A 16,295-nucleotide genomic window follows, 5' to 3' on the forward strand; every position below is an offset into this window, starting at 1 on the left:
GGCGGCGCTAGAGCCGGCCCAGGCTTTCGGGCAGAAGCACGGTAAAGCGGCTGCCCTGCCCCCTGGTGCTTTCGATCCGCAGCCGGCCGCGGTGGCGGTGGACGATGTGCTTGACGATGGCCAGGCCCAGCCCGGTGCCGCCCTTGGCGCGCGACCGATGCGTGTCCACCCGATAGAAGCGCTCGGTCAGGCGCGGCAGGTGGCGCGCCTCGATGCCCTCGCCCCGGTCCTCGACGGTGACGGCCCAGGCCGGGCCGCGCACCACCGGCTCGTGCTCGATCCGCTCCAGGCTGACGATGACCAGCCCGCCGCTGGCGCCGTATTTCACCGCGTTCTCGACCAGGTTGTGAAACACCTGCACCAGCTGGTCGTTGTCGCCCGGCACCACGGTCGGGCCCTCGATGCCGCGGCTTTCCAGCCGGACGCCGACGGCCTCGGCGGCCGGGCTCAGCGCAGCGACCGTGCCGCGCAGCAGGGCCGCCAGATCGACGCTTTCGACCGGCCGGCGGCGCTTGTCCTGTTCGACCCGACTCAGGGACAGCAGATCGCCGATCAGCCGGTTCATGCGCCCCGCCTCGCGCTCCATGATGTCCAGGAAGCGGTCGCGCGCCGCCTCGTCGTTGCGGGCCGGGCCGCGCAGGGTCTCGATGAAGCCCAGAAGCGCGGTTAGCGGCGTGCGCAGCTCGTGGCTGACGTTGGCCACGAAGTCGCGGCGCATCTGCTCGGTCTCCTCGTCGCGGGTGCGGTCCTCGATGGCCACGGCGGCCCCACCCTTGCCGCCCAGCGACAGGGGCGTCACCGTCACTTCGCAAAAGACGCTGCGCCCCTCGGCGGGCAGGGTCGCGTTCAGCCGCGCGCGCTCGGCCCCCGCCAGCACCGATTCCAGCGCGGCGTTGATCTCGGGATGGCGCAGCACGGTGACGAAGGGCCGGGCCGACGGGATCGGGCCCAGCAGCGCCTCGGCCGCGTCATTGGCGCCGACCAGCCGGGCGTTGCGGTCCGTGACCAGCATGGCGATCGGAACGGCGCGCAGGACCTGGCGCAGCGCCTCGGGCGTCATGGCCGGGCCGGGGCGGCCAGTCCCTGGCGGAACCGCGCGGCATTGCGCCGGTAGCCCTCGGCCGATTTCAGCAGCCGCGCGCGCGCCTCGGCGTCCAGTTCCCGCACGATCCGCCCCGGCGCGCCCATGACCAGCGAGCCGGGCGGAATCACCTTGCCCTCGGGGACCAGCGCCCCCGCCCCCACCAGCGAGCCCGCGCCGATCCGCGCCCCGTTCATGACGGTGGCGCCCATGCCGATCAGCACGCCGTCCTCGATGGTGCAGCCGTGCAGGATGGCGCGGTGGCCGATGGTGCAATCCGCGCCGATGGTCAGCGGATGGCCCATGTCGGTGTGGCAGACCGTCAGGTCCTGCACGTTGGACCCGCAGCCGACCCGGATCTCCTCGTTGTCGCCGCGCAGGACGGCGCCGAACCAGACGCTGGCGCCCGCCTCCAGCACGACGCGGCCCATCACCTGCGCGTCGGGCGCGACCCAGGCGTCCCCGGCGATCAGCGGCGCGATGCCGTCAAGTTCCCAGATCATGGCGTTCCTCCTCCATCAGGGCGCGCACAAAGGGGCCAAGCCCCACCTGCCGGGCGCGGCGCATCCGCTCGGCCATCAGGATGGTCTGCAGGGCGCGCGTGCTGTCGTCGACGTCGTGGTTGACGATGACGTAATCGTATTCGGCCCAATGGCTGATCTCGTCCCGGCTTTTCTGCATCCGCGCGGCGATCACCTCGGGCGTGTCCTGCTGGCGCGCGATCAGCCGGCGCTCCAGTTCGGCCAGGCTGGGCGGCAGGACGAAGACCGACACCACATGCGCCCCCAGGCTCGAGGCCCGAATCTGCTGCCCGCCCTGCCAGTCCACGTCGAACAGCGTGTCGCGCCCGGCCAGCATCGCCTGCTCGATGGGCTGGCGCGGGGTGCCGTAAAGATTGCCGAAGACCTCGGCATGCTCCAGCATCTCGCCCGCCGCGACCATGGCGCGAAACTGCTCCTTGCTGCGGAAATAGTAATGGTCGCCCTCGACCTCGCCCGGACGCGGCGGGCGCGTCGTGGCCGAAACGGAAAAGCGCAGGCTCGGGTCCCAGGCCATCAGCCGCCGCGCCAGCGTCGATTTCCCCGCCCCCGAGGGAGAGGAAAGGATCACCAGAAGCCCGCTGCGTTCCATCCTGCCGATCCCCTGCCTGTGCCTTGCGGCGCCTGAATGGCGCAGGCGGGGCACCGGGGTCAAGGGCCGCGCCCCGAGGGCCGTCCAATTTTAACCATCGGTCAAGAATTCGCTCGGAACCGGTGAACAAAGGGTTTAGATTTCGACAGGCATCACGAGTTCTTTCGACGGTTGGATTGGTCACGACATGGCTGAGGACGATGGCCCGGACGGCGCGCAGGATACGGTTCGGCCGACGCCCAACCCGCAGGACGACGGCGGCAAGCTGCTGCAACTGGCCGATTTCGAACCTGTCCAACCTGGCCGCATCGTCGCGGAACTGCGCGCCTATTGGGACGGGCTGCGCCAGGGCCGCGCCATCCCCGCCCGCGCCGATGTCGAACCCAAGGGCATGCGCCGCGCGCTGGACTATGCCTTCATCCTGGAACGCATCGCGCCGGGGGCCGCGCGCTTTCGTCTGGCCGGGCGCCACCTGATCGACCTGATGGGGATGGAGGTGCGCGGGATGCCGGTCTGTTCCTTCCTGAACACCGGATCGCGCGGCCGGCTGTCGGACGTGCTGGAAAGCGTGTTCCGCGGGCCCCAGATCGCGCTGCTGCACCTGGACAGCCCCGCCACATACGGAAGGCCCGCGATGGCCGGGCAGATGATGCTCCTGCCGCTGCGCTCGGACCTGGGCGACATCACCCGGGCACCTGGGCTGCCTGGTGGCCGACGGCCAGATCGGCCGGCGCCGCGCCGTTTCGACCTGGTCTCGGACGAGGTGATGCCGGTCATCCCCGGCGCCAAGGTGATCGAGCCCTCGGCCTCGGCCACGGGCTTTGCCGAACGCCCCGCCGCCTGTCGGGCAAGGCGGAACCCGAGGCACCCGCCCCGGCCAGCCCCTCGACCCCCGAGGAGCGCCGCGCCCGCTTCCGCATCGTCAGCACGACCGAACCGCCCCGGCCCCGCCGGCCCCGGACATAGGCCCGACTTCCGCGACAGGAAAAAGGCGGCCGGATCGCCCCGGCCGCCCTTTCCTTTGCATCCCTGGTGGGATCAGACCGCCTTGGCCTGCCGCGCCTCGTCCATGCGGCGGTTGCGCAGCTCCTCGGCCACCAGGAAGGCCAGTTCCAGCGACTGGCTGGCGTTCAGGCGCGGGTCGCAGGCGGTGCGATAGCGGTCCGACAGGTCTTCGTCCGTCACCGCACGCACGCCGCCGGTGCATTCGGTCACGTCCTTGCCCGTCATCTCGAAATGCACGCCGCCGGGGATGGTGCCTTCGGCACGATGCACGGCAAAGAACTCGCGCACCTCGCGCAGGATCGAATCAAAGGCCCGCGTCTTGTAGCCGGTCGAGGACTTGATGACGTTGCCGTGCATCGGGTCGCAGGACCAGACCACATTCGCGCCCTCGGCCTGCACGGTCTGGATCAGGCGCGGCAGGTGGTCGCCCACCTTGCCCGCGCCGAAGCGCGCGATCAGCGTCAGCCGGCCGGGTTCGTTCTCCGGGTTCAGCTTGCCCATCAGCACCTTCAGATCCTCGGCCGTGGTCGAGGGGCCGCATTTCAGCCCGATCGGGTTCTGCACGCCCCGGCAGAATTCCACATGCGCGCCGTCGGGCTGGCGGGTGCGGTCGCCGATCCAGATCATGTGGCCCGAGCCCGCGACCGGCAGGCCGGTGGTGGAATCGATGCGGGCCAGCGCCTCCTCGTATTCCAGCAGCAGGGCCTCGTGGCTGGTGTAGAAATCCACCTTGGCCAGGTCATGCGCCGTGTCCGAGGTCACGCCGGCCGCCGCCATGAAGGCCATGGCGTCGCTGATCCGGTCGGCGATGTCGCGATAGCGCGCCGCCTCCTCGCCGCCGGTGAAGTCGCTGATCCAGCTTTGCACGCGGTGGATGTCGGCGTAGCCGCCGGTCGAAAAGGCCCGCAGCAGGTTCAGCGAGGCCGCGGCCTGGGTATAGGCCCACAGCATCCGCTGCGGGTCGGGGATGCGCGCCTCGGGGGTGAAGTCGAAGCCGTTGATGATGTCGCCGCGATAGCTGGGCAGCTCCTGCCCGCCGATCACCTCGGTCGGCGCGCTGCGCGGCTTGGCGAATTGCCCGGCCATGCGCCCGACCTTGACCACCGGCAGCTGCGCGCCCCAGGTCAGCACCACGGCCATCTGCAGCATGACCTTGAAGGTGTCGCGGATGTTGTCGGCGGAAAACTCGCTGAAGCTCTCGGCGCAGTCGCCGCCCTGCAGCAGGAAGGCGCGTCCGGCGGCGACCTCGGCCAGCGACTGCTTCAGCCGCCGCGCCTCGCCCGCAAAGACCAGCGGCGGGAACTTCGCCAGTTGCGCCTCGACCGCGTTCAGCGCGGCCTGGTCAGGATAGTCCGGCATCTGGACCCGCGGATAGGCGCGCCAGCCCCGCTTTTCCCATGCCTTGGCCGGGGTCGCGGAAGCCGAGTTCTGCTGTGCCATTATCCTGTCCTCCTGAGAAATGGGTGGTCGGCATATAGAACCTAAAGGCGCAAAGGAAAAGCCTTGCGCGCGCCCGCGAGTCCTGATGAATTGCGCCATCCGAACGCGCGACCGACATGCCAGACCCGTTTCCAGCCGCAAGCCAGGACAGATCCCCGGCCGAATCCCGCCCGCAGCGGTATGTTTTCCTGTTGCTTGAACGCTTTACGATGGTGGCCTTCGCCGCCGCGATCGAGCCTTTGCGGCTGGCCAACCAGATTGCAGGGCGCAGGCTTTACGAATGGCGGCTGCTGGGGGAAAGCGGACAGGCGGTGGCCTGCTCGAACGGCACCGCCGTCGTGGTCGACGCAGGCCTGATCGAGGTGCAGCGCAACGACACCATCCTGGTCTGCGGCGGCATCGACGTGCCCCGCGCGGCGACCCGGCCGATCCTGGGCTGGCTGCGGCGCGAGGCGCGGCGCGGCGCGCGCATCGGCGGCATCTGCACCGGCGCCTGGGTTCTGGCCGAGGCCGGGCTGCTGGACGGCCGCCGCGCCACCATCCACTGGGAAAACCAGGACGGGTTCGCCGAGAAATTCCCCGACGTGACCCTGATCCGCACCGTCTTCGTCGAGGACGGCAGCCGCCTGACCGCCGCCGGCGGCACCACCGCCATCGACCTGATGCTGCGCCAGATCGCGCGCGATCACGGGGCGGAACTGGCCAGCCGCGTCGAGGACCGATCATCCTTCACCGTAATAGGGTCCGAATGACGACCCCCTGCCCTTGCTCAAAAACCAGACCTTGCGCGAAACCATCGATCTTCTGGCCCAGGTCGTCGTCGGCATGTCGGAGTGGATGGAAATGCAAGACGCGAAGCTCGATGCCCTACTCGAGCCGCCATGATCCAACGCCGCGATGCGGCATTCGCGCGCTACCTCGGCCGCTCGCCCAAGCGCTACTACATGGAGCTGCGGCTGGAACGCGCCCGCAACCTGCTGATGCAGACCGAGATGGCCGTGATGGAGATCGCCTTGGCCTGCGGCTTCACCTCGGCGCGCATTTCTCGCAATGCTTCCGCGCGCCTATGGCAGCACGCCCTATCGCCAGCGCGGCGGCGCGGCGGCGGGCGGCTGATCGCCGGGCCCTGCGGCAAATTGCGCCCGAAACGCCGAACTGCCCCTGCGTTCTGCCCATTCTGTGCACTTTCCATTTCGATCGGCGGCTTATAGCCTGCCGGGCAGGACAATGTTCCACTCAGGGAGACGGACAATGAAAAAGCTTCTTCTGGCTAGCGTCGCCGGCACCATGGTCGCCGCCGCTGCGCATGCCGAGGACATCAAGATGGGCATCGGGGTCGGCGCCACCGGCCCGCTGGAATCCATCGCCCCGGCCATCCAGAAAGGCGCCGAGACCGCGATGAAGGAAGTGGGCGACAGCGGCAAGCTGCTGGACGGCACCACCGTCACGCCGGTCGTCTACGACACCACCTGCACCGATGCGGCCGCCGCCGTCGCCGCCGCCGAGCGCGTGGTGACCGCCGAAGGCGTCAAGGGCATCATGGGCGGCATGTGCTCGGGCGAGACGATCGCCACCCTGGAACGCGTCGCCGTGCCGAACGGTGTCGTCATGATCTCGCCCTCGGCCACCTCGCCGGCGCTCTCGACCATCGACGACAAGGGCTTCTTCTTCCGCACCTCGCCCTCGGACGCCCGCCAGGGCGAGGTGATGGCCGACATCGTGCTGGAACGCGGCGTCCAGTCGGTCGCGGTGACCTATACCAACAACGACTACGGCAAGGGCCTCGCGGACAGCTTCGCCAATTCCTACAAGGAAAAGGGCGGTTCCGTCACGATGGTCTCGGCCCATGACGACGGCAAGGCCGACTATTCGGCCGAGGTCGCGGCGCTGGCTGCCGCCGGGGGCGACGCGCTGGTGGTGGCGGGCTATGCCGACCAGGGCGGCTCGGGCATCATCCAGGGTGCGCTCGACACCGGCGCGTTCTCGACCTTCGTGCTGCCCGACGGCATGGTGAACACCACGCTCGCCGACAAGTTCGGCACCCAGCTGGAAACCTCGTTCGGCCAGAACCCCTCGGCCGAGGGCGAGGGCCACGACAAGTTCGCCGAACTGGCCAAGGCCGCCGGCTTCGACGGCACCTCGGCCTATGCCGGCGAGGCTTATGACGCCAGCGCCCTGATGCTGCTGGCGATGCAGGCCGCCAAGACCACCGATCCCAAGGTCTGGAAGGACAAGGTGATGGAGGTCGCGAACGCGCCCGGCGAAAAGATCTATCCCGGCGAACTGGCCAAGGCGCTGGAACTGATTGCCGCGGGCACCGACGTCGATTATGTGGGCGCCACCTCGGTCGAGCTGGTCGAGCCGGGCGAAAGCGCCGGCGTCTACCGCGAGGTCGACTTCAAGGGCGGCAAGCTGAACGTCGTCGGCTTCCGCTAAGCCGCAACACCGGATCGGCCCGGCATCCGTCCGGGCCTTTCCAGAACCAAAACAAGCCCATAGGGGCGTTTCTTCGCGTATTCCGCGAAGTCTGGGGAGAGACATGATCCAGGTCCACGACCTGCACCGGCATTTCGGCGGCTTCCGCGCCGTGGATGGCGCCAGCCTGACGATCGAGACCGGCTCGATCACCGGGCTGATCGGCCCCAACGGCGCCGGAAAATCCACCCTCTTCAACGTCATCGCCGGGGTTCTTAAACCGACCTCCGGCCGCGTCGTGATGGATGGCGAGGATATCACCGGCCTTGCTCCGCACGACCTGTTCCACAAGGGCCTGCTGCGCACCTTCCAGCTGGCGCATGAATTTTCCTCGATGACCGTGCGCGAGAACCTGATGATGGTGCCCGGCGGCCAGACCGGGGAACGGCTGCTGAACACCTGGCTCCGCCGCGCCCGCATCCGGGACGAGGAACGCGCCCTGCGCGCCAAGGCGGACGAGGTCCTGGATTTCCTGACCATCAGCCATGTCGCCGATGAAAAGGCCGGCAACCTGTCCGGCGGGCAGAAAAAGCTGCTGGAACTGGGCCGGACCATGATGGTCGATGCCAAGATCGTCTTTCTGGACGAGGTTGGCGCCGGCGTGAACCGCACGCTTCTGGGCACCATCGGCGACGCCATCACCCGGCTGAACCGCGAACGCGGCTATACCTTCTGCGTGATCGAACACGATATGGATTTCATCGGCCGGCTCTGCGACCCGGTCATCGTCATGGCCCAGGGCAAGGTGCTGGCGCAGGGCTCCGCCTCCAGCATCATGCAGAACGAGGCCGTGATCGAGGCCTATCTGGGCACCGGCCTGAAGAACAAGGTCGCGGCCGAGATCGCGACCGAAACCGCCTCGGGCGAAAGCCACGGCGCCCAGCCGGGCCTGGGCGACGAAGCGAGGGGCCGGCCATGAGCTATCTTTCCGCCACCGACATGCGCGGCGGCTATGGCCGCGCCGACATCCTGAACGGCTGCACGCTGACCGTGGATCAGGGCCAGATCGCCGTGATCGTCGGCCCGAACGGCGCCGGCAAGTCCACCGCGATGAAGGCCGTCTTCGGCATGCTGAACCTGCGCGAAGGCCGCGTGACCCTGGGGGGCGCGGATATCACCGCCCTGACGCCCCAGGAACGCGTGCGCAAGGGCATGGGCTTCGTGCCCCAGACCCACAACATCTTCCCGACCATGACGGTCGAGGAGAACCTGCAGATGGGCGCCTATATCCGCGACGACGATTATCGTGACACCATGGCCCAGGTCTATGACCTGTTCCCCGCCGTGGCCGACAAGCGCCGCCAGAACGCGGGCGAGCTTTCGGGCGGCCAGCGCCAGCTGGTCGCCGTCGGCCGCGCGCTGATGACGAACCGCGCCTGCTGATGCTGGACGAACCGACCGCCGGCGTCAGCCCCATCGTCATGGACGAGCTTTTCGACCGCATCATCGAGGTCGCCCGCACCGGCATCCATCCTGATGGTCGAACAGAACGCCCGCCAGCCCTGGTCGCCGATATCGGCTATGTGCTGGTGCAGGGCGCGAACCGCTATACCGACACGGGGGCCGCCCTGCTGGCCGACCCCGAGGTGCGCCGCACCTTCCTGGGGGGCTGAGGCATGGACATCCTGAACGCGCTGGTGGCGCTTTTGAACTTTGTCGTCATCCCCGCCGCCGCCTATGGCGCGCAGCTTGCGCTGGGGGCGCTGGGGGTCACGCTGATCTATGGCATCCTGCGGTTTTCGAACTTCGCCCATGGCGACACCATGGCCTTCGGCACCGCGCTGGTGATCCTGGTGACCTGGGGCCTGCAGGCGCTGGGGATCAGCCTTGGCCCGCTGCCGACGGCGCTTCTGGCCCTGCCCTTCGGCATCGCGCTCTGCTGCCTGCTGGTCCTTGGCACCGACCGCGCCGTCTATCGCTTCTACCGCAGGCAGCGGTCGGCCCCGATCATCCTGGTCATGGCCTCGGTCGGCGTCATGTTCATCATGAACGGCCTGACCCGCCTGGTCATCGGCGTGGACGAGATCCGCTTCGACGACGGCGCCCGCTTCCTGATCTCGGTCCAGGACTTTCGCGCCTGGACCGGGCTGACCGAGGGGCTGTCCCTGCGTCTCAGCCAGGGCCTGACGCTGGGCATCACGGCGCTGGCCTGCTGGGCGCTGTTCCGCTTCCTCAGCCGCTCGAAATCCGGCAAGGCCATGCGCGCCTATGCCGACAACGAGGATCTGGCGCTGCTGTCGGGCATCGACCCCGAACGCGTGGTGCGCCTGACCTGGATCATCGCGACGGCGCTGGCGGTGACGGCGGGCACGCTTTACGGGCTCGACAAATCCTTCAAGGTCTTCAACTATTTCCAGATCCTGCTGCCGATCTTTGCGGCCTCCATCGTGGGGGGCTTGGGCAATCCGCTGGGCGCCGTCGCGGGCGGCTTCATCGTCGCCTTCTCCGAGGTCGCGGTGACCTATCCCTGGAAGAAGGTCGCGGGCTATCTGGGCGTTCAGTCGGACGGGCTGCTGCAACTGCTGTCCACCGAATACAAGTTCGCGGTCAGCTTCGTGATCCTGATCGTGGTGCTGCTGTTCCGGCCGACCGGCCTGTTCCGCGGCAAAAGCTATTAAGGGGGCCAAGCGATGTCGACGAACCGTCAAGCCGAAGCCACCAGCCGCTGGCGCGCGCCCCTGGTCTTTCTGCTGATCGCCGTCCTTTTCGTGCTCGAAGGGACCACCCGCAACATGCTGTTTTCCGGCAGCTGGAACTCGGCGCTGGCCATCCTGAACATGGGGCTGATCTCGGCCGTCATGGCGCTTGGGGTGAACATGCAATGGGGCTATGCGGGCCTCTTCAACGCGGGCGTGGTGGGCTTCGTCGCGCTTGGCGCGCTGGGGCCGGTGCTGGTCGCGACCGCGCCGGTGCCGGGCGCCTGGGCCGCCGGCGGCCCGCGCGTCTGCTGGCGCTGGCCGTGGGGCTTGGACGCTGGCGCTTGCCGCGCTGACCTGGCGCCGGCTGCGGGGCTGGCCGCGCGTGCCGGCGCTGATCGGCGTGCTGGTGCTGGGCTTCGTCCTTTACCGCGAACTCTTCGACCCCGCCGTCATGGCGATCGAGGCGAACAACGCCGCCTCCGCCGGCAATATCGGCGGCCTCGGCTGGCCGGTGCTGCTGGGCTGGCCGGTCGGCGCGGCCTTCGCCGCCGCCGCCGCCAGGGGCGTGGGCACAGGTCGCACTTGGCCTGCGCTCGGACTATCTCGCCATCGCGACGCTCGGCATCGGCGAAATCATCGTCGCCGTCCTCAGGAACGAGGAATGGCTGGCGCGCGGCGTCAAGAACATCTCGGGTATCCCCCGCCCCGTGCCCTACGAACTCGATCTGCAGAACGACCCCGGCTTTGCGGCCCGCGCGGCGGATTGGGGCATGGACCCGGCCACCGCCTCGGGCATCTGGGTCAAGCTGCTTTACGCGGGCCTTTTCGGCCTCGTCCTCCTGGCGCTGATCCTGCTGGCCGAACTTGCGCTGAAATCCCCCTGGGGCCGCATGATGCAGGCCATCCGCGACAACGAGACGCCGGCCGAGGCGATGGGCATGAACGTCACCGGCCGGCACCTGCAGATCTTCGTCATCGGCTCGGCGGTGGTCGGGCTCGGCGGCGCGATGATGGTGACGCTGGACGGGCTTCTGTCGCCCGGCGGCTTCAACCCGCTGCGCTATACCTTCGTCATCTGGGTCATGGTCATCGTCGGCGGCTCGGGCAACAACTGGGGGGCGGTGCTGGGGGCCGTGCTGATCTGGTATCTCTGGATCAAGGCCGAGGTCTGGGGCCCCGCCTTCATGCACATGGTCACGCTGCCCCTGCCCGAAGGCGGGCTCAAGGCGCAGCTTCTGGGCGGCGCGCCGCACATGCGCTTCATCGCGATGGGGCTGGTGCTGCTTCTGGTGCTGCGCTTCGCCCCGCGCGGCCTGGTCCCGGAAAAATAGCCGGCCGCGCCATCGGGATCTTTTCCGCCCGCCGGGACTTGCATCGGCGGGCGAAAGCGCCAGATTGGACCGGAACAAAGGTGAAACGATGGGTCACAACAACACCAACGCCCCGGTCCTGCGCTTTCCCGAAGTCAGCCGCCCCAAGCTGGAAGGCGGCAAGCGCTTCGTCATGCAATCCGAATTCCAGCCCGCCGGCGACCAGCCGACCGCCATCGCCGAACTGGCCGAAGGCGTGACGGCCGGCGAACGCAACCAGGTCCTCTGGGCGCGATCCGGCGCCGGCAAGACCTACACCATGGCCAAGGTGATCGAGGCGACGCAGCGTCCCGCCATCATCCTGGCGCCGAACAAGACGCTCGCCGCCCAGCTTTACGGCGAATTCAAGGGCTTCTTCCCCGACAACGCCGTCGAATACTTCGTCAGCTACTACGACTACTACCAGCCCGAAGCCTATGTGGCCCGCAGCGATACCTATATCGAGAAGGAAAGCCAGATCAACGAGGCCATCGACCGGATGCGCCACTCGGCCACGCGGGCGCTTCTGGAACGCGACGACGTCATCATCGTGGCCTCGGTCTCCTGCATCTACGGCATCGGCTCGGTCGAGACCTATTCGGCCATGACCCAGGACATGATCGTCGGCCAGCAATACGAACAGCGCGGCTTCATCAACGAACTGGTGGCCCAGCAGTACAAGCGCCTGGACGCCGCCTTCCAGCGCGGCGGCTTTCGCGTGCGCGGCGACGTGGTCGAGGTCTGGCCCGCCCACCTCGAGGATCGCGCCTGGCGCTTCGACTTCTTCGGCAACGAACTTGAGGCGATCACCGAGTTCGACCCGCTGACCGGGGCGAAAACCGACAGCTTCAAGCAGATCCGCATCTACGCCAACAGCCACTACGTCACCCCGCGCCCGACATTGCAGCAGGCGATCAAGGGGATACGTGCCGAACTTCAGGGACGGCTGAAGCAGCTGACCGACGAAGGCAAGCTGCTGGAAGCGCAGCGGCTGGAACAGCGCACGAACTTCGACCTGGAAATGCTTGAAGCGACTGGGGTTTGCAACGGCATCGAAAACTACAGCCGCTACCTGACCGGCCGCGCGCCCGGTGAGCCGCCGCCGACGCTGTTCGAATTCATCCCCGACAACGCCATCGTCTTTGCCGACGAATCCCATGTCTCGGTGCCGCAGATCGGCGGCATGTATCGCGGCGACTTCCGGCGCAAGTTCACCCTGGCCGAACACGGCTTCCGCCTGCCCAGCTGCATGGACAACCGCCCGCTGAAGTTCGAGGAATGGGACGCCATGCGCCCGCAATCGGTCTTCGTCAGCGCCACCCCCGCCGATTGGGAACTGGACCAGACCGGCGGCGTCTTCACCGAACAGATCATCCGCCCCACCGGCCTGATCGACCCGCAGATCGAGATCCGGCCGGTCGAGATGCAGGTCGACGACCTGCTGGACGAGGTGCGCAAGGTCTCGGCCGCGGGCCTGCGCACGCTGGTCACGACGCTGACCAAGCGCATGGCCGAGGACCTGACCGAATACCTGCACGAACAGGGCATCCGCATCCGCTACATGCACAGCGACATCGACACGATCGAACGCATCGAAATCCTGCGCGACCTGCGCCTGGGCGCCTTCGACGTGCTGGTCGGCATCAACCTGCTGCGCGAGGGGCTCGACATCCCCGAATGCGGCCTTGTCGCCATCCTCGACGCCGACAAGGAAGGCTTCCTGCGCTCGGAAACCTCGCTCATCCAGACCATCGGCCGCGCGGCGCGCAACGCCGAAGGCCGCGTCATCATGTATGCCGACCGCATCACCGGCAGCATGGAACGCGCCATGGCCGAAACCGAACGCCGCCGGCAAAAGCAGATGGCCTACAACATCGAACACGGCATCACGCCGCAGACGGTCCGGAAGAACGTCGAGGATGAGCTGGCACGGTGTCGCAGGGCGCGCCGCGCTTGTGGTCGCCGAGGCGCTGACCAGGCTTTGCGTCCTCGCCATAGGCGCGACCCTTGATCTGGACGCGCTGCGGCCCTTGGGCGGTATGCCGGATCGCGTCATAACCCTGTGTCCGGGGCGGAGCGAGGTCGAGGCCCAGGTGGTCGAACTGGCCGCGCCGACGACCCGCTGGCCCGGCAATCGGTGATCGAGGAGGCGGCGGAAGAGGCGATGAAGGCTTCGGGCCGCTCGACCGCCGGCCGCGCCGGCCAGCGCGGCGGCAACAAGCGGTCGAAACGCCACCGCTAGGCGGCGGCACGGGCGGATCGCGCCCCGCGCCGTCAGCTTCAACTGACGCGGTCCGGTGTCGTCAGCGTCAGCTGATGCGCCAGCGGCCCCGCGCCGTCAGCCGCAGCTGACCCGCACCAGGCGTCCCGTGCGGTCGTGTTCAAAGTTCAGCCGGGCGGCGTTGAAATCCATCGTCACCGGGTCGCCCGTCCGATAGAGCCGGTAGGGCGTATTGGCCGGAACGCTGATCGTGGTCCCCTGCTGGCCCACCAGCGCCAGGTAACGGCTCGCGCCGCAGGTGTCGTCCTGGATCGCGACCGGGGGCATCGGCGTCGGCTCGGGCGGTTCGGGCAGGCAGGCGGCAAGGACGGGAACAAGCACCAGAACAGGCAGGATCTGCTTCACGGGACGTTCTCCTTGTGGCGGGGAGTCGCCGCCCGAACGCCGCTGCCGGCAAAAGGTTTCCCGAAATCGCGCCGCGCCGGCGGAACCCCGCCGCCCTCAGGGCAGCCAGCTCAGCACCTCGTCGGTCAGCGCGTCCACCTCGGCCCGGGCGGCGGGGTTGCCGCGCGCGCCGTCCGCGGCCCCCAGCCCTTGGCCCAGGGTCTCGGCGTAAAGCACCCGGTTCGCGACCTGCGCCGCCGCCACCTCGGCGCCAAGCTCGGCGGCCTTCTGGGCGATTTCGGCGGCCAGCCGCGTGTGGGGCCGGGTCCGGTTCAGGACGATCAGCGTGTCGCATTTCTCGCGCCGCGCCAGGTCCAGCACCCCCTCGGTCGCCCACAGGTCGACCTGGCTGGTGGCGACCGGGACCAGCACCAGGTCGGCCACCCGCAGCGCCGGGCGCAGGTCGCTGTCGATCTTGGGCGGCGTGTCGATGATGACGTAATCGAAGCGCTTCTTCAGCTTCTCCGATTCGTAGCTCGCCCCCCAGGCCGACGAGGTGGTGAACTCCAGCGCCTCGTCCTCGCCCAGGCGTTCCAGCCGCTCCAGGAACCAGCGACCCAGGCTGCCCTGCGGGTCGGTGTCGAGCAGCGCGACCGATAGCCCCGCCCCCGCAAGGTCGCGGCCAGGTTGACCGCGGTGGTGGTCTTGCCCGACCCGCCCTTGATGCTGCGCGACGGTGATGATCGCCCTGCCATCTGCCCCCCTTTCCGGTTCTCCGGTTCCCGTCCAGACTAGGGGCAAGCGCGCGCCGATGCATCGGTTTTTTCGCAGCTGCGGCATCGGCCCCCGGCGGCCGGGCGGGATCAGGCGGGCCAGGTGCCGATGACCTCGTACATGACCGGCTCGAAATGGCGGCACATGGCATTGATGGCGCGGTTTCTTTCGCGCATCTCGGGGCTGCGCAGCATGGCCTGGTAGTCGCGCCGGTCGCGCCATTGCGAATAGGTGGCGATGCGGGTCTGCGCGTCGTTCAGGTGCACCGCGCCCGAGACATAGCCCGGCTGATGCCGGATCACCCGGTCATAGGCCTCGCTCAGCGCATCCAGCACGTCATGCGCGCTGCCGGGCGTCACCTCGAAGGTGCAGATCACGGTCTGTCCCTGAAAGTCGTTCGAGATCTGGGTCATGGCTGGCTCCCTCTGGCTCGCTTCAGGATAGCGCAGCCGCCCCGCCCGCAAAGCCGAAAAATCGCAATCCCCCAGGCTTCTTTCTTGCCGAAATATCCCGGGGGGTGAGGAGCGCCAGCTCCGAGGGGGGCAGAGCCCCCCACCGCCGCGGCATACGCCCTGTGTACGCCCGGTGTACGCAGGCTGCACGCCTGTCACGGCCGAAATCCCAGCAATCGCGGGCTTTCCCGCGTCCCGCTCCCGACCCGGTGCACCGCGCAACGCGCGCCCTGTTGCAGCCCCCGGCCAAGGCGCGCATGGTGCCGCCCGTGAACAAGGGGGCAGCGCCAATGATTCCGGTCTTCGACGGACACAACGACTTCCTGCAGCGCATGGTGGCCGCCGGGCCGCAGCGCGACCGGCTGTGGCTTTCGGGCGACGGCACCGGCCATCTCGACCTGCCGCGCATGCAGGCGGGCGGCTTCGTCGGCGGCTTCTTCGCGATCTGGACCCCCTCGCCCGCGTCCGAGGACGACACGCTTGCCGCCGTGCTCAAGGCCAACCCGCCCTTCGCCCTGCCCCTGCCGGACGAGGTGGCGCTGGCCGACGCCCTGCCCCATGCCTTTGCCCAGGCCGGCCACCTTCTGGCGATGGAGCGCACGGGCCGTCTGACCGTTTGCAAGACCGCCGCCCAGATCCGCGACACCATCGCGAAAGGCCGCATCGCCGCCATCCTGCACATCGAGGGCGCCGAGCCGATCCCAGATCTCGACGCGCTCCATGTCTGGCACGCGATGGGCCTGCGCTCGCTGGGTCCCGTGTGGTCGCGGCCGACCCGCTACGGCCACGGCGTGCCCTTCGCCTTTCCCTCCTCGCCCGATACCGGGCCGGGCCTGACGTCCGCGGGCAAGGCCCTGGTGCGGGAATGCAACCAGCTGAAAATCATGCTGGATCTGTCGCACCTGAACGAACGCGGCTTTGACGACGTGGCGGCGCTGTCGGACGCGCCGCTGGTCGCCAGCCACAGCTGCGCCCATGCCGTGGCGCCCAGTTCGCGCAACCTGACCGACCGCCAGCTTGACGCCATCGCCGCGACCGGCGGCCTGGTCGGGCTGAACTATGCGGTGGGATTCCTGCACCCGCAGGGCCGGCGCGAGCCGATGCGCGGCTTCGACATCGTGCTGCGCCACCTCGACCACCTGCTGGAAAAGCTGGGCGAGGACGGGGTGGCGCTGGGGTCCGACTATGACGGCGCCCAGATGCCCGAGGATCTGGCCGACGCCTCGATGCTGCAGAACCTGACCCAGGCGATGCTGGCGCATGGTTACGACCGCGCGCTGGTCGAAAAGATCGCCTGGAAGAACTGGCTGTCCGTGCTGGAACGGACCTGGGGCGCCTGAGGCG

The 16,295-nt window shown here is 68.5% G+C and carries 11 protein-coding genes and 5 pseudogenes; 9 read left to right on the forward strand and 7 right to left on the reverse strand.

Annotation, left to right across the window (positions count from 1 at the left end; genetic code table 11):
• Nucleotides 1-7: 7 nt before the first annotated feature.
• Genes DPM13_RS18050 through gmk form a run of 3 tightly spaced genes read right to left on the reverse strand, consistent with a single transcriptional unit; the run spans nt 8 to nt 2,212 of the window.
• The gene (locus DPM13_RS18050) at nt 8-1,060 is read right to left on the reverse strand and encodes an ATP-binding protein (protein WP_028719082.1); all 1,053 of its coding nucleotides are present in this window, start codon (nt 1,058-1,060) and stop codon (nt 8-10) included.
• Entirely contained in the window at nt 1,057-1,584 is a 528-nt protein-coding gene (locus tag DPM13_RS18055; RefSeq protein WP_080622559.1) for a gamma carbonic anhydrase family protein, read from the reverse strand. Before DPM13_RS18055 ends, DPM13_RS18050 begins: the two co-directional genes overlap by 4 nt.
• On the reverse strand, nt 1,568-2,212 hold the full coding sequence (gmk, locus tag DPM13_RS18060; RefSeq protein WP_112888551.1) for a guanylate kinase: 645 nt from the start codon (nt 2,210-2,212) through the stop codon (nt 1,568-1,570). Before gmk ends, DPM13_RS18055 begins: the two co-directional genes overlap by 17 nt.
• A gap of 187 nt (nt 2,213-2,399) precedes the next feature.
• On the opposite strand from gmk, the pseudogene DPM13_RS18065 reads away from it, so the two are divergent.
• Nucleotides 2,400-2,852, forward strand: a pseudogene (locus tag DPM13_RS18065) (PAS domain-containing protein); the annotation flags it as partial.
• A gap of 398 nt (nt 2,853-3,250) precedes the next feature.
• Here the strand turns inward: DPM13_RS18065 and DPM13_RS18070 are convergent.
• Nucleotides 3,251-4,657, reverse strand: coding sequence for a class II 3-deoxy-7-phosphoheptulonate synthase (locus tag DPM13_RS18070; protein ID WP_112888552.1), 1,407 nt, complete (start codon nt 4,655-4,657; stop codon nt 3,251-3,253).
• A 116-nt stretch (nt 4,658-4,773) separates the two neighbouring features.
• On the opposite strand from DPM13_RS18070, the pseudogene DPM13_RS27510 reads away from it, so the two are divergent.
• The 7 genes and pseudogenes from DPM13_RS27510 (at nt 4,774) to uvrB (ending at nt 13,362) form a co-directional block, all read left to right on the forward strand.
• A pseudogene (locus DPM13_RS27510) lies at nt 4,774-5,773 on the forward strand (GlxA family transcriptional regulator).
• A gap of 135 nt (nt 5,774-5,908) precedes the next feature.
• The gene (locus DPM13_RS18080; protein ID WP_112888553.1) at nt 5,909-7,093 is read left to right on the forward strand and encodes an ABC transporter substrate-binding protein; all 1,185 of its coding nucleotides are present in this window, start codon (nt 5,909-5,911) and stop codon (nt 7,091-7,093) included.
• 103 nt (nt 7,094-7,196) lie between these two features.
• Nucleotides 7,197-8,051, forward strand: a complete 855-nt coding sequence (locus DPM13_RS18085; protein WP_028719089.1) for an ABC transporter ATP-binding protein — start codon at nt 7,197-7,199, stop codon at nt 8,049-8,051.
• Nucleotides 8,048-8,745 (forward strand): annotated as a pseudogene (locus tag DPM13_RS18090) (ABC transporter ATP-binding protein). The gene DPM13_RS18085 and the pseudogene DPM13_RS18090 overlap by 4 nt, the downstream one beginning before the upstream one ends.
• A gap of 3 nt (nt 8,746-8,748) precedes the next feature.
• Nucleotides 8,749-9,750: a branched-chain amino acid ABC transporter permease gene (locus tag DPM13_RS18095; RefSeq protein ID WP_112888554.1), complete on the forward strand. Its 1,002-nt coding sequence runs from the start codon at nt 8,749-8,751 to the stop codon at nt 9,748-9,750.
• A 12-nt stretch (nt 9,751-9,762) separates the two neighbouring features.
• Nucleotides 9,763-11,102 (forward strand): annotated as a pseudogene (locus DPM13_RS18100) (branched-chain amino acid ABC transporter permease).
• 88 nt (nt 11,103-11,190) lie between these two features.
• Nucleotides 11,191-13,362, forward strand: a pseudogene (gene uvrB, locus DPM13_RS18105) (excinuclease ABC subunit UvrB).
• Between the two features lie 96 nt (nt 13,363-13,458).
• Here uvrB and DPM13_RS18110 read toward each other — a convergent pair.
• The 3 genes from DPM13_RS18110 to DPM13_RS18120 form a co-directional block, all read right to left on the reverse strand.
• Complete coding sequence (locus tag DPM13_RS18110) at nt 13,459-13,746, reverse strand: I78 family peptidase inhibitor (protein ID WP_112888555.1); 288 nt, start codon at nt 13,744-13,746, stop codon at nt 13,459-13,461.
• A gap of 96 nt (nt 13,747-13,842) precedes the next feature.
• Nucleotides 13,843-14,526 carry an AAA family ATPase gene (locus DPM13_RS18115; protein WP_449579232.1) on the reverse strand — a complete coding sequence of 228 codons (684 nt, stop codon included), beginning with the start codon at nt 14,524-14,526 and terminating at the stop codon, nt 13,843-13,845.
• Nucleotides 14,527-14,588: 62 nt separating this feature from the next.
• Entirely contained in the window at nt 14,589-14,912 is a 324-nt protein-coding gene (locus tag DPM13_RS18120; protein ID WP_028719096.1) for an antibiotic biosynthesis monooxygenase family protein, read from the reverse strand.
• 329 nt (nt 14,913-15,241) lie between these two features.
• Here DPM13_RS18120 and DPM13_RS18125 point away from each other — a divergent pair, with 329 nt between their 5' ends.
• Nucleotides 15,242-16,291, forward strand: a complete 1,050-nt coding sequence (locus DPM13_RS18125) for a dipeptidase (RefSeq protein WP_112888813.1) — start codon at nt 15,242-15,244, stop codon at nt 16,289-16,291.
• The last annotated feature ends 4 nt before the right edge of the window (nt 16,292-16,295 follow it).

The organism is Paracoccus mutanolyticus, assembly GCF_003285265.1.
Lineage (GTDB): Bacteria > Pseudomonadota > Alphaproteobacteria > Rhodobacterales > Rhodobacteraceae > Paracoccus > Paracoccus yeei.